Here is a 23,205-nt window from a genome sequence, read left to right on the forward strand (position 1 = left end):
GGATTCACTTTCTTATTTTGACACTATTAACTCAGAGTGACGTTTATTTCTGTTCAGTTGAATCTATCCTTCGGGTCGATTTCTGGGTGAATATCAATCACATGTTTTAAGTAATCTTGATGATAGCGAAGGGCATTGACACAGTGTTTATCAAGCTTGCCGCTCACGACCATTTTTTCCAGTTCGAGAAGGGCAAAAGGAACAGACCAAGCTTGTTTGTATGGACGATGGCTTGTTAAGGCATCAAAGACGTTGGCAACAGCAATAATGCGTGCCGATATCGGGATATTGTCTTGCATTAGGCCGTAAGGATAGCCACTGCCATCCAAAAACTCATGATGATAAGCGACGATCTCTTTTAATATGGATATGCAAGGGTGATCAGGTGTACCTATGTCATCAATAATTTGATTAATGATTTCAATCCCTTTTTCTATGTGGCTATACAGTTGAGCGCGCTCTGGTTTATCTAATGTATTTGGGTTAAGTAATAAGCTTGTCGGTAGGGCAAGTTTGCCTATGTCGTGATAGCGCGAAAACTGGATGATGTTATCAATGGTTTCATCATCCAGTTGATAAATGTCAGCAACCTCAGTAGCGATGACTTTGGCATAACAGCTAATACGTTCTTTATGCTCTTTCGATTCCAGTTGATGCTCTGGGGAGCGCGCTTGAGTCAAATTTACAGTCTCTAAAATAGTGTGGACTAAATCGTATTCAGAGCAAACTGCAAAGCGAATCATCTCAATAAAAGGTTCTACATTCTGCTTTACCTGTTCGGTAAACAAATGGCTTTGACACGAGTTGAGGAAAATAAAGCCAATAAATGCTTGCTGGTGGTAAGTCGGAATCGCCAGTGATGAACAATAACCTTGCTCAATTAGCCAGCGAGTATGAGGATAGTCTGGCTTCAATTGGATTGGGATATTTTCAACGCTACGACTCTGGCCGTTTTGTGCGCATTGCTTAAGGACTGGAAGCTCAGCAAGTGGAAACTCGTAATGTATAAGCTCGCCCCCGTGAAAGGTGCTGTCGGCGTAGGTTTTCAAATTATCATGGTGATGGTCGTATAGCGCAAAAGAGATACGGTCAATCTCTGGGACTTTGACTTGCATTCGTTGGTGTATGTTAGCCAGTTGCTTATTGAGTGGACCAACATGTGGAAAATAGGCGTGCTCACAACCTTTGCTATGCGTATCCATCGCGTGTTCCTCTGCGCTACAGGGTCTCCAAGGTTGAAATGGAGAGGCTCTTCTAATTGATAAGTTTAGAACAGATAAGCGATGCGTGCGTGAAATTTAACTAAAAAATGGGTTATATAACCAAGCAATATGAGGTGGTACTGGAAAGCCGTTGGATGACGCTGGGTCACTAGATAAATACGGCTATTTGACGCCATTTTTAGTCACAAGGCGTATGGCCAATTTCAGTTTAATCCAAGTGCAATACCACTGAGCATAAAGAATATAACCAGCCAGACAATAGGCAGTTTGAGCTGTTTTAGTAGGTAAAAACCGATCAGAACGATCGCCATATCTAGATGATTGCTGACCGAGCTTGTAAATACAGGGTGATATAAGGCTGAGAGCAGCAAACCAACGACGGCGGCGTTAACACCGTTGATTGCTCCTGATACTGATCGATAGTTTGCTAAGGCTTGCCAATTTTTAAGCACGCCGAGCAGTAACAAAAAACCCGGCAAAAAGACGGCAATGGTCGCCAGCGTTGCGCCTAAGATTGGCGCTTGTGGTAGTAGAGCGTAACCAATGTAAGTGGCGAAGGTAAACATTGGACCAGGAACCGCTTGTGCTGCGGCATATCCTGTTAAAAACAGATCCGGGTCAAGCGCGTCGCCAACCAAATTTTGCAGCAATGGAAGTACGACATGCCCACCGCCAAACACTAAGCTACCCGCTTGATAAAAGTGGTTAAATAGAGCGATTTCAGGCATCAAGTGGGCGGCAAAAGGTAAACCGACCAGTAAGCCAATAAAGAGAGCGAAAGGGACGAAAGCGGGGACAAATGAACGTTCAGTGGCTAAATCTTGACTAGGGAGCCATTTCACTCCGATCAGCGCTGCCCCAATGAGAACTCCGATTTGCGTTCCAATACTGGGTGTAACAATCAGCATCACAGCGGTGGCCACACACAACCCAACGGTTAAGCGATTCTTACAGAAGTTTTTATACATTCCCCATGTGGCATCCGCGACAACCACAACGGCTAGCAGTTTTAAGCCGTGAATCACGTTTTGAAATAAGGGGGTTTGTAGTAATTGGCTGCTGGCGATGGCAAGGGCAACCATGATCAAAACCGAAGGGAGTGTAAAACCAGCAAAAGCGGCGCATCCACCCAATAAGCCACCACGATGGTATCCTAGTGCAAACCCAACTTGGCTTGAACCTGGCCCTGGCAAAAACTGGCTTAAGGCAACGATCTGTGCGTATTCTTTATCTTCAATCCATTTTAATTTTTCAACGAATGTATTGCGGAAATAACCAATGTGAGCGGCTGGCCCACCAAAGCTTATCCACCCAAGCAGAAAAAAAGTTTTGAAAATAGTAAACATGTGCATAAGCACTCTTAAAGAGACGTTGTTTCGCTACTTTAAAAGGATGTTTGAGCAGATTCAAATTTAATCCTTAACCATTTGTAAACCGCAGAAAAACGATAAACAGACAGGCATGGGTTAACTGAGTTTAAACTTAGTCCAAGCCTTAGATCGCCAACGCCTAAACATGATGATGCCTCTAAACCATTCATCCACCGAAATGGCCACCCATGCACCCATAACTCCCCATCCCCAATGTAGGCCAAATAAGTAAGTTAAACCTGCGCCAAAAGTCCACATGCTTAATATGCCCATCTGCACTGGAAAGCGAATGTCTCCTGCGCCTTTGAGTGCGGCAATAAAAATTAGGTTAAACGTGCGCCCGGCTTCCATTGCAATGGAGCCAGCAATTAACCCTGCGACCAAGGCCGTTATCTCAGGATCAGAAGTGAAGAGGGCGATGATGTCAGCGCGCAGTAGATAAATTGAGATCGTCAATGTGCTGGAGACGAGAAAGCCAACCACAAAATATTGTTGAACTTTAGTCAGAATCTCATCCACCCAACCTTTACCAATGTAGTAGCTAGTTTGAATTTGCCCGGCTTGCCCAAGAGCCACTGAGAATGCAAAGGCGAGACGGGCAATATTTTGCGCATAAGTAAACGCGGCCAGTGAAGCCGTACCCATTTTTACAACGAAAAAAATCACCGTCAGTTGCATCATGTTATAGGAAAGAATCTCTCCCGCATTCATCATGCCGATCTTGATGATCTTCTGGTATAGCGGCTTCGGGATGATTTTCCACTCTTTCACCGGTAGTGATATGTGGTAGTACTTAACGGTGTAGTACAGCAAAATAGTGCTGACAATTTGGCTGAACACTGTTGATATCGCAACCCCTTGTACACCGTAGACGGGCAGTCCAAAGGGTTGAAAAATAGCAATATAGTTACCGATTATATTCAATAATCCGGCAAATAAATTAATGAACATCGGCGCTTTGGAGTAGCCGTTACTGCGCAAAATCGTCGCCAGTACAATGCCGATGGTAACGTTTACTGTAAAGCTGCCACTGATAACCAGATATTCATAGCCATATTGTGCAACCTGCGCTTCTAGGCCGTAGGCATTCATGACTGAATTAGCGCTCAAATAAGCGGCTAAACTGAGCGATGAGCCAATGATTAATCCAAGCAGTAAACTGGCCACCCCAACATGTGCCGATTCACTTTGGCGGCCAGAGCCATTGTATTGCCCAATTAGGATCCCAGTACCACTGCTGACCATCATTGAGACAATCAGCAAGAAAAAATTGATTTGAGTGATAACCCCAACCGCTGATACAGCCTTGTCTGAATAACTACTCAGCATAAACACATCACTGGTGTTAATCGCCGTCCGTAATAAAATCTCAATAAAGATCGGCCAAGTCAAAGTGACGATATTCATTCGGTTATTCAGTTCTACACGGCTTTGGGTCATGGGCTAAAACTCAGCAAGGTAAGTCGAACTAGAGAAGATGATGGTGCAAGGTGGTGGGCTGCAAAATATCTCACTAGAGCCTACCTGTGCGTATTGTATACGTAATTTAAATAAAATCAGTTAAGTGAAGGGAATTGTTTTAGAGTTTTCGTGGAAACGTTTACATTGTGGTGTTTTGATCACAGATTGAAAGCGAGTAAGGCTGTTAGACTTTTTCAAGAGCGAGAATCAACCTCTATCGGTATCCCAATAGGAGAGTATGGTGAAAGTATTAGTGACGGGCGGCATGGGCTATATCGGAAGTCATACCTGTGTACAAATGATACAAGCGGGTATCGACCCCATTATCGTTGACAACTTATCTAACGCGAAGATTGAAGTATTAAGCCGTATCCATGCACTGACAGATAAAACGCCCGTGTTTTATCATGGTGATATCCGTGATGAGGCCTTTCTCGATAAGGTATTTGCTGAACATAATATTGATGCTGTGATTCATTTCGCAGGTTTAAAAGCCGTCGGTGAATCCGTGATAAAACCGCTCGAATATTATGACAATAACGTCAATGGTTCGTTGGTGCTAGCGCGCAGTATGCGTAAAGCTGGAGTGAAAAGTATTGTATTCAGTTCATCGGCGACAGTGTATGGCGATCCTGAAATCGTGCCGATAACTGAAGATTCTCCAACCGGATCAACCACCAATCCTTACGGTCGTAGCAAATATATGATTGAGCAGTGCCTATCGGATTTAGTGGTTGCTGAGCCAGATTGGAGTGTGACCTTACTGCGTTACTTCAACCCTGTGGGGGCTCACCCTTCGGGCACTATGGGCGAAGACCCGCAAGGTGTGCCGAATAATCTGATGCCGTTTATTGCCCAAGTTGCGGTAGGTCGCCGCGAGAAGTTATCCATATTTGGTAGCGACTACCCCACACCGGATGGTACGGGTGTGCGTGATTACATTCATGTGATGGATCTAGCCGATGGCCATTTGGCCGCTTTAAATACGGTTGCGATGAAAGCGGGAAGGCATATTTACAACCTTGGATCGGGTAACGGATCGAGTGTGTTAGAGATAGTTTCAGCCTTTGCTCAAGCAAGTGGTGTTCCTATTGCTTATGAGATTTGCTCACGACGCCCGGGTGATATTGCCGAGTGTTGGGCTAGTACCACAAAAGCGGAGCGAGATCTGGCTTGGAAGGCGACGCGCAGTATCAATGAAATGGCTGCTGATACATGGCATTGGCAATCCAATAACCCGCAAGGGTACTAGTTTTTATCCGGCGTGACGCGCCGGACTATCAAATAGCATAATTGAGTAAGCAATATGTCGAATGTTAAATTTAACCCAGTGGATCATCCACATCGTCGCTACAACCCACTCACGGGGCAGTGGATTTTAGTCTCACCACATCGCGCTAAACGCCCTTGGAGCGGGGCTGATGAAAAGCCAGCGGTAGATGAACTGCCAAGTTATGATGAGAAGTGTTTTCTTTGTCCGACAAACGAGCGTATTTCTGGTGATGTCAACCCAGACTACCAAGGTACGTACGTATTCAACAACGACTTCGCAGCACTGATGGTAGATTCGCCAGATGCATCGGAGTCCGATAGCCCTCTATTCAAAACTCAAGGTGTGCGTGGTTTGAGCCGAGTGATTTGTTTCTCTCCAGATCACAGTAAAACTCTGCCAGAGTTACCCGTGGGCAACATTCGCAGCGTGATTGATACGTGGAACGATCAAATCGAAGAGTTAGGTAAAGAGTACGTTTGGGTGCAAGCATTTGAGAACAAAGGCGAAACCATGGGTTGTTCCCAGCCTCACCCACACGGCCAAATTTGGGCTAATAGCTTCTTACCCAATGAAATTGAACGCAAGGAGCACAACCTAAAAGCGTATTACCAACAACAGGGTAGTAACCTGCTGGTGGATTATGTGCAAGCTGAGCTGAAAGATGGCTCACGCATTGTGCTGGAAACAGAGCATTGGGTGGCTGTTGTGCCTTACTGGGCTGCATGGCCATTTGAAACCATGTTGCTGCCAAAAACGCATATCCGTCGCATGAGTGAGTTGAGTGATGCGCAACGTGACGATCTCGCCGTTGCGATTAAAAAACTGACCAGCCGTTACGACAACCTGTTCCAATGTTCTTTCCCTTATTCTATGGGCTGGCATTACGCGCCTTTCTTTGAAGAGGGTACGAACATTGACCATTGGCAACTGCATGCACTGTTCTACCCACCACTGCTGCGCAGTGCCTCGATTCGTAAGTTTATGGTGGGTTATGAAATGTTGGCTGAAAGCCAACGAGATTTAACCGCAGAACAAGCGGCGCAGCGTCTGCGCGAGCTAAGTGATGTTCACTACAAAGAGCAGTAACGTCATCTGTGCAGTTGTAGCCTTGTTGCTGCGTAAACGCACCCTAAGAACATAGGTAATCTATGTTCATTGGCTGAATTTACTTATCACCTCGCTGCACCTCCAACGACTTGGGCTTAACAAAGTTTTTTTCATAGCGCTAAGTGGTTAATGAGAAATGAAAACCAGTTTATGAGTTTAGGAATGCAAATGTTTGATTTAATCCAAAATGTGAGAGCGTCTTTTGAGCAAGTGTTGGGCTACGCGCCTAGTCATATCATCCAAGCGCCAGGCCGTGTAAATTTGATTGGTGAGCACACCGACTATAACGACGGTTTTGTGCTCCCCTGCGCAATTAACTATCAAACCGTGGTAGCGGCTGCCAAGCGTGAAGATAATTTAGTCCGCATCGTATCTGTTGATTATGGCAATGCACTTGATGAGTTTGACCTCACCCAAGAGATTACTTTCCAACAAGACAAAATGTGGGCGAACTACATTCGCGGCGTGGTGAAATGTTTGCTTGCGCGTGGGTACTCGTTTACTGGGGCGGATATTACTGTCAGCGGTAATGTTCCACAGGGAGCGGGGCTTAGCTCTTCGGCTGCGCTTGAGGTCGTGATCGGTCAAACCTTTAAAGAACTTTATCAACTGGATATTTCTCAAGCGGAAATTGCACTAAATGGTCAACAGGCCGAGAACGAATTTGTCGGCTGTAATTGCGGTATTATGGATCAAATGATTTCGGCGCAAGGTCGTGAAAACCACGCGCTACTTTTAGATTGCCGTAGCCTAGAAACACAAGCGGTTTCAATGCCAGAAGAGATGGCAGTCGTGATCGTCAACTCCAATAAAAAACGCGGCTTGGTGGATAGCGAATACAACACCCGCCGTCAGCAGTGTGAAGAGGCTGCGCGTATTTTTGGCGTCAAAGCGCTGCGTGATGTAAGCATTGAACAGTTTAACCAAAAAGTTTCTGAGCTTGATGAGTTGGTGGCTAAACGTGCTCGTCACATCATTACTGAAAATGACCGTACTGTTGAAGCGGCCCAAGCGCTGCGAGCCCACGACATGAAGCGCATGGGCGAGCTGATGGCTCAATCGCACGCATCGATGCGTGATGATTTTGAAATTACGGTCAAAGAGATTGATACCTTGGTTGATATCATCAAAGAGGTGATTGGTGACCAAGGCGGTGTGCGTATGACTGGGGGCGGCTTTGGTGGCTGTATTGTGGCACTTGTCCCACCGACATTGGTTGATGCAGTGAAAGCGGCTGTCGATGAGAAATATGAAGTGGCGACTGGCCTCAAAGCGTCGATTTACGTCTGCCAAGCAAAAGAGGGCGCTGGTCTAGTGGCGGCTTGCTGCACATCTTCACTTGTTCACACTATGACTCAGCAAGTAGCCTATGATGGCCGCCCGGCACAACTTGTCAGTTTGACTAACCGCATTGGTAGCCGCGTAGTATTAATGGATATTGGCGCAACATGGCTCAGTTGTGAGTTGGCGCTTAAGGATGGGAAACGCAGAGAAGTTCTGCTGGGTGTTTCCACCATGAGCGACTTCCAGAAACAACAAAGCTATCTGGGCGTCACTGTGGGACGTTATGCCAACCGGATCGCTAAAGGCCAATTTGAATTAAATGATCAACGCTATCAAGTGACGACTAACCAAGCTGGAAATAGTTTGCATGGCGGTCTTGAAGGGTTAGATCAGCGTCGTTGGACTATTGCTCACAAAAGTGCTCAACAAGTGACGTTTTCAATCCATTCATCGGATGGTGACCAAGGTTTTCCCGGTAATGTTGACATTGCCGTGAGCTATGAACTGAACGATCAGAATCAATTGATCCTCCGCTATTTAGCGACCACAGATAAACCAACGCCGCTTAATTTAACCAACCACGCCTATTTTAATTTGCTAGGCGCAGAGAGTGATCATACGATTTTAGATCATTCACTCTTTATAAAAGCCGATCAATTTTTACCCACAGATCCACATGGAATCCCATTGTCAGGGCCAAAATCTGTCATCGACACGGCCTTTGATTTTCGCGTTGCAAAATCAATAGGTCGTGACTTACTCAAAGATGAGCAGCAACAAGCAAGCAAAGGGTATGATCACAGTTATTTATTGCCCGACAAAACTGATTTAACCGTGTGCGCCGCGCAACTGAAATCACCAGATGCAAAGGTAACCATGAGCGTATTTACGACTAAGCCAGCCATACAACTTTATAGTGGAAACTGGCTATTGGGGACGCCCAATCGGCGCGGTGGGGTTTATCAAGGCTATGCGGGGGTCGCATTAGAAACTCAATACTTGCCGGATGCTCCCAATCATACCGAATGGCAGCAACCCAGCAGTATTACTCTGCCAGGGCAAGAATATACTCATATTACCATTTACCAATTTGACGTTTAAGGTAGGTGCGTCGCTTAGATGTTGAGTATTGATGCCCAAAGTGGCGAGTGAAAGTGTAACCTGAGTGCGTCAGATTTTTTCTACCGAATCTCGACGCACCAAAGTCGGTGAGAAAATCATCGGTTCTTTTTCTATCGTTTCGCCACGGGCTAATTGGAGTGCCAGTTTAGCGGCTTTTTCAGCCATCATCTCGATTGGGTAGCGGATGGTGGTGAGCCTTGGGCGAATGTAGCGTGCGATCAACGCATCATCAAAGCCGATCACTGAAATTTGCTCAGGGCTTTTTACACCATTCTCCTCAAGCACATTTAACGCGCCCGCTGCCATATTATCGTTGTAGGCGACCACGGCAGTCATGTCGATCGAACGGATCAGCAAGTGAGTCATCGCTTGCTCGCCACCTTCGCTGTGTGGTTCGGCCAACTCGATGTAATTAGGAGCGATCTCAATACCGTGATCTTTCAACGCGGCTTGATAACCAGCTACGCGATCTGTAGCGTCTTCAATCGAATGAGAAGAGCCAATACAAGCGATTTTTTTATGACCGTGGCGGATCAAAAATTCAGTCGCCAAATAAGCACCTTTGTAGTTATCCAATGAGATGCAGCGGTTAGCCAGTTGCGGGATATGACGATTGATCAATACCATCGATTTCACTTCGGCAGCGTAGTCGATCAATTCTTGATCCGATAAACCTTTCGAGTGAATCACCAAAGCGTCACAGCGGCTGTTGATCAACAGTTCAATTGCTTGGCGCTCTTCTTCAGCACGGTGATAACCATTGCCAATCAACAGATGCTTGCCATTGTCATGAGCCACATTATCGACCGCTTTCACGAGCATGCCAAAAAAAGGATCGGAAACGTCACTGACTAGCACGCCTATGGTGTCGGTACTTTGGCTGACTAAAGCTCGTGCGGCGGCGTTAGGCCGATAACCAAGTAAACTCATTGCGGCGGTGACCGCTTCAATCGATGTTTTACTCGCTTTAGGGGATTTATTGATGACTCGTGAAACCGTTGCCACTGACACACCGGCTTCGCGAGCTACATCTTTTATGGTAGCCATATTACACCTCTTGCTATTGCTCGCTGTATTTAACAATGGTGGTGTAAATAAGGCAAACGAACAATGCAATCAATGTGATAATTACGACTTTCTATACAGGTAAATCAAGGCTTCTAATTAATGTAAACGTTTAAAATTGGGATAAAAGCTAAGGCGCTAACGGACCGTAGCCATCAGCTCATCAATGATCGCATGATGACAGGGTTCTACCCCTGCTAAATTACCGTATTTCGGCGCGAGGCGATCGTTAATCAGCGGATGTTGCCAGCCTACCGTGTGCTCAACAAAATGGCGCGCAAAGGTTTCTGAAAACTCTAAACAACCAGCCAGCACGGTATCGACATAGGTTTGTACGATAGGGCTTCGCTCGCAGGGAGGTTCTGGTGCCTCTTTGACATAAACCCAAATCGGCCATTGGAGGTTAAAAGCGTCATTACTCTCGATTTGATTAGCGTTGAGGGGCACTCGCTCATAACCACGTTCTCGACGGTCAAATTCTGCCAAAGCGGTTTCATCGATCTCCAGCAGTACGCCGTTGACTTGCCCTTGTCCTTCATTCACCACCAAAGGTGACAATATGTAGCTCTCATCAATTTTTCCCCAGTAACGAACTAAACCATGCGCGACCACGGGAATAGCTCTTCCTGTTTGCCCTGTTAACTGGCGAGAAGCGGAGTTGATCAAGCTGCCATAACCAAAAATATACATCATCAGTGAATTACGACTCCTTATTGAAAAAACGTAACCGATGCAAAATCCAAAACTCTAAACCAAAAATACCAACCAGTGCGATGCAAAAGAGAGCAAAAGCAACGGGGGATTCAGTGCCGGGAATACCGCCGACATTAACCCCAAGTAAGCCAGTTAAAAAGCTTGTTGGTAGAAAGATCGCCGCAATCACCGAGAATAAATAGGTGTTTTGGTTCATCTTCTCTGCATGATATTGACGTAATTCCCCTTTGATCAGTTCGAGCTCACCAAGGTAAAAATCGAGGGTTTCATTAATGCGCGTGATGGTGTTAACGCTGTGGCGCAGACGCAAGTTTTTATCATTTGCCAGCGAGACTTTGGAATCACTGAAATCATCGATGGCGTATTGCTGAGGTTTGATAAAACGTTTGATTTTGAGCAGCGCTTTATGCGTCTGCATCAGCTCGTCACTGAGTTCAATCTCGTTATCGTATTGGGTGATTTTCGCTTCAATGCTGTTTAAGTAGTTATCGATGTTTTTGTTTAAACCATCAATGATCTGCACGAGTACATCTGAAAGGGTTTGCGGGCCTTGCCCGGCCTGCAGTAGGTCACGGATTACATTGACGGCTTTTGACGGGATTTTTCGGGTTGAAAATAGCGCGCCATTGAAATAGAGAATGCGAACGCTCAACATATCTTCTGGGTTGGCGTTGTCGTTCATGTTGACGCCACGCAAAATCAGTAAAAAGTTATCATCATCGTATTGCTCAAACAGTGGGCGAGTGTCCTCTGCTAAGAGGCTGTCGACAATTGAAGTGGGGATCTGATACTGCAGCAACCACTCTTTTAAACCGGGAATATCGCGTTGGCAGTGATACCAATTCCCGGCTTCAATCAGTGAAGCACTATTGAGTTTTTGCTGCGGAGCGGATGCAGAAAAATGCCACTGGTCGATCAAAAATTCCATGAATATCCTTATAACTTGCTCCTCAATGACTCTGCATTGAGGAGCAGTAGATTATACCAATTGAGATCAGAAGCCGCGCATTTGAATACGGCGCAGAAACTCAGTCATGATCCTATCGTAAAGAAGATCGCCTAAAAACGCATCCTCAACTTGGTGATCAATACTAGGGTTATCATTCACTTCAATTACATAAACTTGGCCATCAATCTCTTTCAAGTCAACGCCGTACAGGCCACTGCCGATAAGGTTTGACGCTTTTAAGGCAACATCAACCACGTTTTTAGGTACTTGTTTTAAATCCAAGGTTTCAAAGCCGCCAGAAGAGACTCGGCCACTGTTGTGATGTTGATAAATTTGCCAGTGGCCGCGGCTCATCATGTATTTGCAGGCGAAGATGGCTTGGCGGTTCATTACACCGATGCGCCAGTCAAAGTCAGTTGGCATGAAGGCTTGTGCCAAAATCAGAGCACTTTTTTCAAACAGTGCGCCGGCTTCGCGTTCCAGCTCTTGCTCGTCGCGTACTTTGACCACGCCACGTGAAAATGCGCCATCTGGAATTTTTAATACCATGGGAAAGCTCAACTCCTGCATGACATTGCTTTTCCATTGCTCATCAAAACTTTGCAAAATCACGCCTTTTGGCGCAGGCACTTTGTTGCGTTGCAACAACTCAGTTAAGAACACTTTATTGGTGCATTTCATGATCGATTCAGAATCATCCATCACCACCAAGCCCATTTTCTCAGCCGTTTTTGCAAAGCGGTAAGTGTAATTACTGATGTTCGTGGTGGCGCGAATAAACAAGCCATCAAATTCACCCAAACGCGATAAGTCATCCGGTGAAATGGTTTCTAGGTTGACTCCTAAACGGTTTGCGGCGCGGCGAAAACGTTTTAATGCTGAGGGATCAGAAGGTGGCATTTTCTCTTCTTCGTCCACCAGCATGGCAATATCGTAACGGTACTTTTTCTCTTGCTTCGGTTTACGCCAAACTTTGGTTGAAAACAGTTCTAATGATTCGACGAAGAAATCTTGCTCTTGGTCGTTCAAATCTTGGAATGGGAAAGGGCCAATTTTGCTGATTTGCCACTGCCCTTGAACGCGGTTCATTTCCAACTCAATAACGGGCACCATAAACTGTTCAAACAGGCGGCGAGCCAGTTTATCCAAGCCTTTCTCTGCGGTGCGGCCAAAATAAATTTTGCACTGTATAAAATCGGTTTGGGCGCACAGTTTATTGAGTTTCAATAAGCCAGAAGAGAGTAAAAAGGGTTGATTGATGTCGTTGATTGCCATCACTCGAGGGATAACGCGGTGGCCGCGTGCCTCTGCCATCAGCGAGCAGTAATAGCCGCTGCTCATGTAGCCATAATCGCGACACAGGTTGACCACTTGCAGGCTGCGATGAGTATGGGTGCCATTACTGTTGAGGTATTGGTCTACACTTACCACTTGCTCTGAAGGGAAATATTGTTGCCAGTCACTGGACTGGTCGGTCACGATCAAAAGGTTTGCCATTGCTATTCTTTTCCTTAATCAATAGGAATAATATTGAGCCGCAATCTTGCCAACCACTTAAGGACGTCGTATGGACTTTCGTCTTGCGAAAAGTGCTGATCTCACTGCTCTTAATGCGTTAGAACAACAGCTGTTTGACGGAGATAAAATCTCTCCACGTCAAATGAAGCGTTTTTTACATTCCAACCAAGCGGTGTTGTTTGTGGCCGATACCGGCACAGAGCTGGCTGGATATGCATTGCTACTATTTCATCAAGGTACACAGCTATCAAGGTTGTATTCGATTGCCGTAAAACCTGATTTCAGAGGCCGGAGGATTGCTCAAAATTTGGTCGAGCAATGCGAGCGTGCTGCTCTTGATCAAGGTGCCACTACATTACGATTAGAAGTGCGTGAAGACAATACGGCAGCGATAAATTTATATGAAAAAATGGGCTATAAAACCCTGAAATTTCTTATCCATTATTACGATGATTTGTGTAATGGACGCCGGATGCAAAAACGCTTGTCGCCACAAGGGCCTAAGGTGCAATTGCCAATGCCACTTTATGTTCAGACTACGCCATTTACTTGCGGTGCGGCATGCTTGCTGATGAGCTTTTCTTGCTTGTCTAAATCGTTTGAGCCGAGTCGTACCGCTGAGCTGCAACTGTGGCGAGAAGCGACAACGATTTTTATGGCGGCGGGGCACGGTGGGTGCAGCGGCCAAGGGTTGGCATTGGCTGCTAGTCGACGCGGTTATCATGTGGAGCTGTGGAGCCAATCCAAAAGCACGCCTTTTATTGATAGCGTGCGAGATGCCAATAAAAAACAAGTTATCGAATTGGTTCATCTTGATTTTTGTGAGCAGCTTACTCATCAAGATGTGGCGATGATTGATGCACCACCGAGTCAAGAGCAACTGGAAGCGTGGGTGACGGAAGGATCATGTGTGCTGCTACTCATCAGCACTTATCGTTTCGATGGTAAGAAAGAGCCGCATTGGATCGTACTCAGTGGTATGAGCGATAAATTCTTCTTCATTCACGATCCACATGCAGAAACAGAAGCGGATGCGATGGCTTCTGCCTTCATTCCGGTCGGCAAAAAAGCGCTGTCACAAATCATCGGTTTTGGTAAACAAAAACAGACGGCTTGTGTGGTGATTAGCTTGAACCGCAGTGCTATGCGTGTAACCACTGCTATTGGTGTAACCACTGGTTAAGATAGAGTTTAAGTGAATTCATTGAGTCATAATGACTGTTTTTTCTTGAGTTGTTATGACTCTTTTTTTGAGTGATGTTTCTTATTGCGTTGTTTTTATTTGGTATTTTTATTGGCTTGAATTGTGCTTGTGGTGTTGGTCGTCTGTCATGATATCCACCACCGCCGTAAGAGGTCACAGTGCTCAATATTACCGATATAAAAGTAGAACAACGCATACCCGCTTGGTTGCGCCTTGGTTTTCGTCCCTTTTTCCTACTTGGTAGCGTATATGCCGTTTTAGCGGTGACGTTATGGGTCTGGATGTTTCAAACCGGTCAGCCATCGACATTGCAAGTTCCTGCGCTGTGGTGGCATGTACATGAAATGCTGTTTGGTTTTGCTATGGCAATTGTGGTCGGTTTTCTATTGACTGCCGTACAGAACTGGACTGGCATTAATGGCACTAAACATTATCGCTTAGCCGTGTTAGTCGCCTTGTGGCTAGCGCCTCGAATCTTATTGTGGACGCCGACACCTTTGTGGGTCATCTCTTCCGTCGAAGCGCTTTTTTTGGCCGCTTCAGCCTATGAAATTGGCTGCCGAGTAGTGCAAGCGAAAGGCTGGAAAAATCTCTTTTTTGTACCGCTGTTTATTTTAGCGATCGGCGCGAACTTTGCGAGTTATGCCACCATTAAAGGAATGCCGCCCTTTAGCTCGGCGGCGGTATGGCAGGCGATGTTGTGGTGGTTCACATTGTTGCTATCGGTCATGGGAGCACGTGTGATCCCTTTCTTCAGCGCAAGGCGTTTTAACTTTGAAAAAGCACAGCCATGGGTATGGCTCGATTGGTTAGCCAATGCGCCCATTGCGGCCTTGTTTATTTTGAGTTTCTTCCCGCTGACGATGGTGCAGATTGGTCAGCCTATCATGTTACTGGCTGGGTTAGCGCAGTGGGTACGTTGGATGCGTTGGAAACCATGGCTAACATTGAGTGAGCCTCTGGTTTGGTCGCTGCACGTCGCGTATGCCTGTATTCCTTTGAGCTTATTACTGCGCGGGTTGATTGATGATGTATATGTCACTCATAACCTGATCCATCTCTTTGCCATTGGAGCCATCTCAGGCTTGATTTTATCGATGATTGCACGCGTGACCATGGGGCATACCGGCAGGGCGATTTATCAAGGGCCTAAAATGAGTATTGCGTTTGCGGCTTTGATGATGTCGGCATTGGTACGCAGCCTCGGTGTGGCGTTTTTCCCAGCACAACTCTTTTTGATGGTGAATATCAGCGCCGCACTCTGGATATTGGCTTTTACTCTGTTTGTGTGGAAATTCGGCACGATGTTACTGACGCTGAGAGTCGATGGCCACCCGGGATAACGGTTTGGCTCGTCACGTGGAAGTAGCAAAATAAAAAAGTAGAAAGTAGCCTAGGAGTAGAAAGCGCGCAAAAGAAAAAGGCTTGGCACATCGCCAAGCCTTTTTATCAGAAAAACTGGATCAGTTATGGCTGTGCAGCATGCTGTTCAGTTCAACGGCTGATTTATTGGCTAAACACTCAATTTGACCAGTGATCGAGTTGCGACGGAAAAGTAGATCCGATACACCAGCTAAATCACGTGCTTTGACGATTTCCACTTCTTGGCCTTGGTTATCGAGCATACGCACTTTAGTGCCAGCAGTTACATACAAACCTGATTCTATCGTGCAGCGATCGCCGAGTGGGAAACCTAAGCCTGCATTTGCGCCAAGCAGTGAGTTTTCACCGATAGAGACCACGACCTTACCGCCGCCAGAAAGCGTACCCATGATAGAAGCGCCACCGCCGATGTCCGATCCATTACCAACAACTACACCAGCAGAAATACGCCCTTCAACCATGCTCACGCCTGTTGTACCAGCGTTGAAGTTGATAAAACCTTCATGCATCACAGTGGTACCTTCGCCCACGTGCGCACCAAGGCGAACGCGCGAGGTATCCGCAATACGGATGCCCGCTGGGACAATGTAATCAACCATTTTCGGGAATTTATCGACACAATCTACCGTTAAAGCTCGGCCTGCAAGGCGAGCTTCAATTTGACGATCTGCTAGTTCAGGTAGATCGATAGGACCTTCATTGGTCCATGCGATGTTGTGCAGCAGGCCAAAAATACCATCAAGCACAGTACCGTGTGGTTTCACTAAACGGTGTGAAATCAGTTGTAGCTTCAAAAAGCCTTCAGCGACTGATTGGGGCTGTTCGTCGGAAGCTAAAATAACCAGCACCAGTGATTGTGAGGCGTTAGCGGCTTTATCGGCAAAACTGGCATTGTTAGCCTGATCATGTTGAGCAAATATCGCGGCGAGTTGGGCGCTTTGCTCGGTTGAAATGTCGATATACTGGTTGCCTTCGCCATAATCAGAGACTTGAGCAAGCTCGCTCACTAGCGCGTCACTTGGGTTGAGAATTGGCGCTGGAAAAAACGCTTCAATAATTTTTCCATCACGGTTTTTGGTTGCCGTGCCAAAGGCAAGTGCAAAGTAAGCCATCTTGATATCTCCATGTTGTCACTATTGATGCGCTCGCCAGCGTAGGTTGAGCATCATTGCGGCGCACTCGATTTATCAAGCATCATAAAGAGTGAGGCAGGGGTAGGAAAGGGTAAAAGGGGAGAAAGTCCGTAAAACGATACCTTTTGTCTTTTTAGCGATGTATTTCTTTAGACAGAAATATAAAACCGCTGACGAAGCAGCGGTCTTTTCACGTTCTATCATCTTAAGTTAAGCGTTTAATCGCCTTAAGCTGCATCTTCTTCTGGTGCTTCGTCTTTTACCGCTTTGGCTTTTTTAGGCTTAGCCGGTGCAGGCTTGCGCTTTGCGCCAAGTGCGTAAAGCACTTCTTCTTTATTTTGCGCTAAGAACATCGCCAAAGCTTCTTGCTTGGCTTCATCTTCTAGCAACTCACTTTTCCCTAACAGTTCGAAAAGCTCATCTGCCATATCGAGCATTTTGTCATAAGCGTCAGCGTCTGCTTTAGAGGTAAAAGTCATCTTTTCTTCTCCGTTGCGTTCCACCACGTACTTGACGATTACAGCCATGGTTAATCCTCTAACTTAGTCATTAATTCTACTGGCTGTTTATACAGTTTTTAAACCATGAAGTCTAGGTGAGCAGGAAAAAGTGAGAGATGGATGGCTACTCTTTGTTCCATTGATAACAAAATTCAATAAAGTGTTTGAGCAGTGGGCTTTGGTATTTTTCTTTATGCACCAATAGCCAGAAACGGCGTTTCATGTCCAGCGGAACATCGAGTCTTTTAACCCGGCCATCTTGCAATGCTGAATGCGCAGCAAGGGTGGATAAACAACCCAAACCTAACCCTGCCGAAACACTGTTGATTAAGGCTTCAGTGGTATTCAATTCAAAGGCTTCATGCCACTGCTCAAGTCGTGGTGCGATAGCCCGTAAGAAAAACTCTCGCGAGCCAGAACCCGCTTCGCGCAATACCCATTGGCTCTGTTCGAAATCATTGAGGGTGAGCTGATTTATCATTGTGAGTGGATGTTCGGGTGCGCAAATAATACACATTTCATCGTGTGAAAAAGGCGTTGAAATCAGCTCTGGGTGCAGTGTTTTTCCTTCAATTAACGCAAGATCCAGTTCGTAATCGACCAACTTTTGGCAAATCAGCGCCGAGTTGGAAATAAACAAACTTTGCGAGATGTGTTGGGTTTGCTGGCGAAATTGACTGAGTAGATAAGGCGCAACATGGTTGCCAATCGTATCACTGGTACCAATGCGCAATTGGCCTGCGAGGGTTTGCTCACTGTCAAACAGTTGGTTGATGTTGCTCGCACGGCTTAGCAGTTCATCGGCGAGCGGCAACAGTTTTTGTCCCTCTTGATTGAGGATTAAACGGTTATTGACCCTATCGAACAGCGCATGCCCAAGCTGTTTTTCCAGTTCAGACAGTGACATGCTCACGGCCGCTTTTGACAAAAACAGCGCCTCTGCAGCTTGGGTCAAGGTTTTGTGTTGCGTAATCGAAGTGAATACTTTCAATTGCTTAAGAGAAATATTGGCAGCCATAATTTTGTTTAATTAATCTGAACGTGTGTTCTATATATTTAGATATATCAGAACAAAAGGCAAGCGTATGATAGCGACATTGAACAACTACTTTGTTAGTTCTGATGAGAGGTCAATATGATTCGAGCAGCAAAAGCGAAAGTTATGGGTGCGCCAACCCCTATGGCGGGTTTAGCTCTAGGCATCGCAAGCTTGGGTTGGAGTTGGGAAAACTTTGCACCATTACAAGGTTATGGCCAATTAAGTGGAGCCGTTATTGCCAGCGTGTTGCTGGTGGTTCTTGCGTTTAAATTTCTCTTTCATGGCCACTTATTACGCCAAGATCTCGCTCATCCGGTCGTGGGCAGTGTTGTGCCTACTTTTGCGATGGGCACAATGGTGGTTTCCAATTCATTAGGCCATTTTTACCCAATGGCCGGTGATGCGTTATGGCTATTTGCTGTGGGTTTACACATCATCTTCTTGGTCAGTTTTTTGTACCATCGTGCGCAGTCTTTTGAACTTCACCACATGGTGCCAAGTTGGTTCGTTCCACCTGTGGGTATTATTGTGGCCGACGTGGCGTTTTCTGGAAACCCAGCACTTGCACCAATCGCAAATGCAACCATGATGTTCGGTTTAGTCGCTTATGCGGTGATGCTGCCGATGATGATTTACCGTTTCATGTTCACACATGAAGTACCAGATGCAGCAAAACCAACCATGGCTATTTTGGCGGCACCAGCGAGCCTCTCATTGGCTGGTTACTTAACTGTCACGGCTAACCCATCGCCAGTGATTATCGGCATTTTATTTGGTATTGCCGTGTTAATGACAACGATTATCTACTTAGCTTTCTTTAAATTATTACGCTTGCCTTTTAGCCCAGGCTACGCAGCGTTTACCTTCCCAATGGTGATTGGTGCAACGGCGCTATTTAAACTCACACATTGGATGGAAACCGTTGGGGTGAGTGCTGAGTATGTACAGCAAGTGCATTGGTTAGCTGGGTTAGAGTTGATTGTGGCAACTATTGTGGTGGGTTATGTTGCTATTCGTTACTTAAATTTCTATCAACCTCATCGCGTGCTACTCAGCAGCATGAATGAGCTAGAAGAGCAAGATGAACACGCATTGAACTGTGAAATGAAATAGCCTGCAGTTTAGGCAATTCAAAACATAAAATTCTCAAGTATAGAATGCACTTATGCTAATCTCAGTCCTTATTGTGACAAGAAAAGCGTGAGTGCATTTTGTTTACTGTCTACCATTCCAATAAAGTCGATACCTTAAAGATCCTACTCGTGCATTTGATCAAAAGTGCACCGTTAGCCAACCCCTTTGAGAAAGAGCAGATCTTGGTGCAAAGCCCGGGGATGTCGCAATGGCTCAAAATGGCCTTAGCGAAAGAGCTCGGTGTGGCGGCGAACCTTGAGTTTCCTCTACCGGCGACCTTTATCTGGGACATGTTCACTAAAGTGCTACCTGATGTGCCTAAGCGCAGTGCTTTTAACAAAGAAGCGATGACGTGGAAACTGATGCATCTGTTGCCAACCTTGCTCACGCTCGACCCCTTTGCTCCTCTGCAGCGTTATCTTGAACAGGATGATGACCATTCCAAGCTCTATCAGTTGGCCGAGAAAATTGCCGATATTTTTGATGGTTATTTAGTCTACCGCCCCGACTGGATTGCCAAGTGGGAGGCGGGCGATGATGTGAGCGAGATTGGCGATGAGCATCCATGGCAGCCGATATTATGGCAAGCCTTATATCAATACACGCTAGATCAAGGCCAGTCGCACTACCATCGTGCCAATCTCTATCAAAGTTTTATTGATCAGCTTGCGCGTGGCTCGGTTGATTTAACCAAACTGCCCAAACGTTTGTTTATTTTCGGTATTTCATCACTGCCGCCTCGTTATATGGATGCACTCAAAGCGTTGGGCGAGCAGATTGATGTTCACTTGATGTTTACCAACCCTTGTCAGCATTATTGGGGCGATCTTCGAGATAGAAAAACGCTCGCCAGACTGCACAGTCAGCAACGTAAAACGTTCGCCTTACAAGGTGATGAGATTCAGTTTGAAGGGCAACGCTCGCCGCTTAAAGGCGACATTGAAGCTAACCTCGTGGATGAATTGCATACCGAAGCTGCGGTTGGCAATGAGTTATTAGCCTCGATGGGGAAACTTGGGCGCGATAATCTTTTTTTACTCTCCCAAACGGAAAATGAAGAGCACGAATTTTTTATTGATCTGCCACGCGATAACTTATTGCATCAGTTGCAGGCCGACATTTTACATTTGCAAGAGCATCGAGATGATAGTCAACTGGACAGTAGCGACCACAAACAAGTGATTGCTTTGGATGATCCATCGCTCACTCTTCATGCTTGCCATAGCCCGATGCGAGAAGTGGAAGTGTTGCACGATCAATTGTTGGCAATGTTTGATGCTGACCCTGAACTGAAACCGCGCGATATTATTGTGATGGTGGCGGACATCAATGCCTACAGCCCAGCCATTGCGGCAGTATTTGGTAACGCGCCGGGTGAGCGCTTTATTCCTTACTCCATTTCAGACCGTACGGCAGATCAAGAGAGCCCGATCTTAGCGGCATTTATGCAATTAGTGCATTTGCCCGATTCTCGCTGCCTAGCATCAGAGTTATTAGAGCTGCTTGAAACTCCTGCGATGATGGCAAAATTTGAGCTTAATGAGCAAGACTTTGCGCAAGCCAAATTGTGGGTAGAAGAGTCAGGTATTCGCTGGGGGCTTAATGCTAGCACCGCGCAACAATTTGAGTTGCCGCAGACCGAACAAAATACTTGGCAGTTCGGGATTGAGCGCATGTTACTTGGTTATGCCATGCCTGCCTCAGCGGGTTTATTTACGCAAGGCGAAGTGACGCTCGCGCCTTATAATGAAGTGCAAGGCATGAACGCTGAATTGGCGGGTAAATTAGCGCACTTTATTCAGCAAGTGAGCCATTACCGAGAGCAGTTAGCGCAAACCCAAAGCGTGGACGAGTGGCGTCGCTTGCTCGGTGAGATGCTTGGCGCTTTTTTCAAGGTTGAGCTGGAAGGGGAGCTCGCACTCAAGTCGATTCGCGACACCTTGTCGCAGTTAAAAGATCAACTGGCCGAGGCCGGTTATGAGCAAGCACTTGCGCCAAGTATTATTACTCAATATTTGCAAAACAAATTGTCAGGTACGCGCATCAGCCAGCGTTTTCTGGCGGGACAAGTCAATTTCTGTACTTTAATGCCAATGCGTTCCATCCCTTTTAAAACCGTTTGTTTACTAGGAATGAACGATGGCGTTTACCCGCGTACTATGCCAGCCGAAGGGTTTGATTTGATGAACGGTCGCACCCGCGCTGGCGATCGCTCGCGGCGTGACGATGACCGCTATTTGTTCTTAGAAGCGATGCTCTCGGCGCAGCAAACCTTGTACATCAGCTACGTCGGGCGCTCAATTCAAGATAATACCGAACGCGTTCCTTCGGTGTTGGTCTCTGAGCTTTTAGAGTATTGCCAACAAAATTACTGTTTGGTCGGGGATGAAGCGCTTGGCAGCGATCAATCGGCCAAAAATTTAGCCTGTGCTTTAACGACCACTCACGCCATGGTGCCTTTTAGCCCTAATGCTTTTTTGAGTAAAACCGGTAGCTATGCCAAAGAGTGGCTACCGGCCGCCAGTCGGCAAGGGCGAGCCAGTGGTGAGTTTAATCTCGCCCTGAGCGATTATTTACAAGGGGCAAGCTTTCCTGTCAGTTTAGATCTGGTTGAGCTGCAACGGTTTTGGCGTTTGCCTGTGCAATATTTCTTTAACCATCGCCTCAAAGTGACGTTCGAGCCTCCGTTACCGGTCATGGAAGATGATGAACCCTTTGCCTTAAATGGCTTGGAGAGCTACCAGTTACGCGATGAACTACTAGAGTTGCTGCTTGATCAACCCAATTCACCGCATGCCCTTGAGAAATTCATTGACCAGCAGCGCGCGCAAGGAAAGTTACCGATTGGTGCTTTTGGAGCCTTGGAATTTGAAACTAATCGCGTGCAAGCACAAGAATTGGCGCAAAGAATCACTTTCTTATGCCATTCGCCACTTGATGACCAAGAGATCGATCTGCGATTTGAATTGTTTGGTGAAGGCAAAAACGTACAACTGACGGGGTGGCTGACTAAGCGCTATCAATCCGGTTTAGTGCGCTACCGCAGTGGTTCGATTCGCGCGCAGGACTATTTAGCTGCGTGGATTGATCATCTCTCACTAGCGGCGATGGGCGAAAGTCAACCTACTCATTTGATGGGCTACGATCGTAAAGAAGGTGTGCAGCATTTTATTTATCCGCCCATGCCCGATACCGAACAAGCCAAAGCGTTGCTCGCAGAACTGGTGGGTTTGTTTTATCAAGGTATGACAGCGCCGCTCGCTTACTTTCCAAAAACCGCGTTAGCCTGTGTGGAAGCTGGCTTCAGCCGTGGTCAATGGGTTGATGATCGCGATAAATCGCTCAAGAAAATGGCCGATAGCTTTAATGAAAGTTACATGAGCCACGGTGAAGGAAGCAATGTTTACATCGCGCGTATTTGGCCGCAGTGGAATGAAGCCTTAGCTGAGCAGGTGCGTTTATTGGCCACGTTGGTGATGCAAGGGCCACGATTGTGGGTTCAAGTGGCGCAGGATGTTTAGCGATGGATAACTGCTTGGAAAGTAGAGTGGCCGCCAGTCAATCATTATTGTGTAGGGCGTTTTCTGTACGGCCACAGGTCAGAGGGACCATGATTTGGTTGGTTCGCATCATCGTGAGATTTACGAAACACGTGGCGCGGATAGTAAAGGCTGCCCGTTTGGCGAACCGTGAGAAAGATCTCACAACGTATTAATTTATAAACTT

At 46.3% G+C, this 23,205-nt stretch carries 17 protein-coding genes and 1 pseudogene; 8 read left to right on the forward strand and 10 right to left on the reverse strand.

Annotated features, from left to right (window positions below; genetic code table 11):
• Nucleotides 1–53 precede the first annotated feature (53 nt).
• The 3 genes from AACV20_RS03645 to AACV20_RS03655 all read right to left on the reverse strand — a co-directional run bounded on the left by AACV20_RS03645 (nt 54) and on the right by AACV20_RS03655 (nt 4,000).
• Entirely contained in the window at nt 54–1,202 is a 1,149-nt protein-coding gene (locus AACV20_RS03645; RefSeq protein ID WP_017046553.1) for an HD domain-containing phosphohydrolase, read from the reverse strand.
• Nucleotides 1,203–1,426: 224 nt separating this feature from the next.
• A complete protein-coding gene (gene chrA / locus AACV20_RS03650; protein WP_170906902.1) occupies nt 1,427–2,575 on the reverse strand; it encodes a chromate efflux transporter in 1,149 nt (382 codons plus the stop codon).
• Nucleotides 2,576–2,689: 114 nt separating this feature from the next.
• Entirely contained in the window at nt 2,690–4,000 is a 1,311-nt protein-coding gene (locus AACV20_RS03655) for an MATE family efflux transporter (RefSeq protein WP_017050437.1), read from the reverse strand.
• 292 nt (nt 4,001–4,292) lie between these two features.
• On the opposite strand from AACV20_RS03655, the gene galE reads away from it, so the two are divergent.
• The 4 genes and pseudogenes from galE to galM all read left to right on the forward strand — a co-directional run bounded on the left by galE (nt 4,293) and on the right by galM (nt 8,819).
• A complete protein-coding gene (gene galE / locus AACV20_RS03660) occupies nt 4,293–5,306 on the forward strand; it encodes a UDP-glucose 4-epimerase GalE (RefSeq protein ID WP_170906903.1) in 1,014 nt (337 codons plus the stop codon).
• A gap of 54 nt (nt 5,307–5,360) precedes the next feature.
• Nucleotides 5,361–6,413: a UDP-glucose--hexose-1-phosphate uridylyltransferase gene (locus AACV20_RS03665; RefSeq protein WP_170906904.1), complete on the forward strand. Its 1,053-nt coding sequence runs from the start codon at nt 5,361–5,363 to the stop codon at nt 6,411–6,413.
• A gap of 189 nt (nt 6,414–6,602) precedes the next feature.
• Nucleotides 6,603–7,751, forward strand: a pseudogene (galK, locus tag AACV20_RS03670) (galactokinase); the annotation flags it as partial.
• 33 nt (nt 7,752–7,784) lie between these two features.
• A complete protein-coding gene (galM, locus tag AACV20_RS03675; RefSeq protein WP_249929738.1) occupies nt 7,785–8,819 on the forward strand; it encodes a galactose-1-epimerase in 1,035 nt (344 codons plus the stop codon).
• 69 nt (nt 8,820–8,888) lie between these two features.
• Here galM and AACV20_RS03680 read toward each other — a convergent pair whose 3' ends face one another.
• The 4 genes from AACV20_RS03680 to AACV20_RS03695 all read right to left on the reverse strand — a co-directional run bounded on the left by AACV20_RS03680 (nt 8,889) and on the right by AACV20_RS03695 (nt 13,065).
• Entirely contained in the window at nt 8,889–9,887 is a 999-nt protein-coding gene (locus AACV20_RS03680) for a substrate-binding domain-containing protein (RefSeq protein WP_026027964.1), read from the reverse strand.
• A gap of 156 nt (nt 9,888–10,043) precedes the next feature.
• Entirely contained in the window at nt 10,044–10,595 is a 552-nt protein-coding gene (locus AACV20_RS03685; protein ID WP_170907019.1) for a gamma-glutamylcyclotransferase family protein, read from the reverse strand.
• 10 nt (nt 10,596–10,605) lie between these two features.
• The gene (locus AACV20_RS03690) at nt 10,606–11,547 is read right to left on the reverse strand and encodes a zinc transporter ZntB (protein ID WP_017046560.1); all 942 of its coding nucleotides are present in this window, start codon (nt 11,545–11,547) and stop codon (nt 10,606–10,608) included.
• A gap of 66 nt (nt 11,548–11,613) precedes the next feature.
• A complete protein-coding gene (locus tag AACV20_RS03695; protein WP_017046561.1) occupies nt 11,614–13,065 on the reverse strand; it encodes a RimK family protein in 1,452 nt (483 codons plus the stop codon).
• Between the two features lie 70 nt (nt 13,066–13,135).
• Here AACV20_RS03695 and AACV20_RS03700 point away from each other — a divergent pair, with 70 nt between their 5' ends.
• Nucleotides 13,136–14,269 (forward strand): GNAT family N-acetyltransferase/peptidase C39 family protein, encoded by a 1,134-nt coding sequence (locus tag AACV20_RS03700; RefSeq protein WP_170906905.1) that lies wholly within the window; start codon nt 13,136–13,138, stop codon nt 14,267–14,269.
• A 179-nt stretch (nt 14,270–14,448) separates the two neighbouring features.
• Entirely contained in the window at nt 14,449–15,633 is a 1,185-nt protein-coding gene (locus AACV20_RS03705) for an NnrS family protein (protein ID WP_170906906.1), read from the forward strand.
• 120 nt (nt 15,634–15,753) lie between these two features.
• Here AACV20_RS03705 and dapD read toward each other — a convergent pair whose 3' ends face one another.
• The 3 genes from dapD to AACV20_RS03720 form a co-directional block, all read right to left on the reverse strand.
• Entirely contained in the window at nt 15,754–16,785 is a 1,032-nt protein-coding gene (gene dapD, locus AACV20_RS03710; protein WP_170906907.1) for a 2,3,4,5-tetrahydropyridine-2,6-dicarboxylate N-succinyltransferase, read from the reverse strand.
• A 248-nt stretch (nt 16,786–17,033) separates the two neighbouring features.
• Nucleotides 17,034–17,333 (reverse strand): YebG family protein, encoded by a 300-nt coding sequence (locus tag AACV20_RS03715; protein ID WP_010318120.1) that lies wholly within the window; start codon nt 17,331–17,333, stop codon nt 17,034–17,036.
• A gap of 97 nt (nt 17,334–17,430) precedes the next feature.
• Nucleotides 17,431–18,324: a LysR family transcriptional regulator gene (locus AACV20_RS03720; protein WP_013856148.1), complete on the reverse strand. Its 894-nt coding sequence runs from the start codon at nt 18,322–18,324 to the stop codon at nt 17,431–17,433.
• A gap of 117 nt (nt 18,325–18,441) precedes the next feature.
• Between AACV20_RS03720 and AACV20_RS03725 the strand changes: the two genes are divergently transcribed.
• Entirely contained in the window at nt 18,442–19,458 is a 1,017-nt protein-coding gene (locus AACV20_RS03725) for a TDT family transporter (protein ID WP_013856149.1), read from the forward strand.
• A 98-nt stretch (nt 19,459–19,556) separates the two neighbouring features.
• Nucleotides 19,557–23,000 carry an exodeoxyribonuclease V subunit gamma gene (gene recC, locus AACV20_RS03730; protein ID WP_170906908.1) on the forward strand — a complete coding sequence of 1,148 codons (3,444 nt, stop codon included), beginning with the start codon at nt 19,557–19,559 and terminating at the stop codon, nt 22,998–23,000.
• Nucleotides 23,001–23,205 lie beyond the last annotated feature (205 nt).

The sequence above is a fragment of the Vibrio sp. B4-6 genome (genome assembly GCF_963888245.1).
In the GTDB taxonomy this organism is placed as follows: Bacteria; Pseudomonadota; Gammaproteobacteria; order Enterobacterales; family Vibrionaceae; genus Vibrio; species Vibrio anguillarum.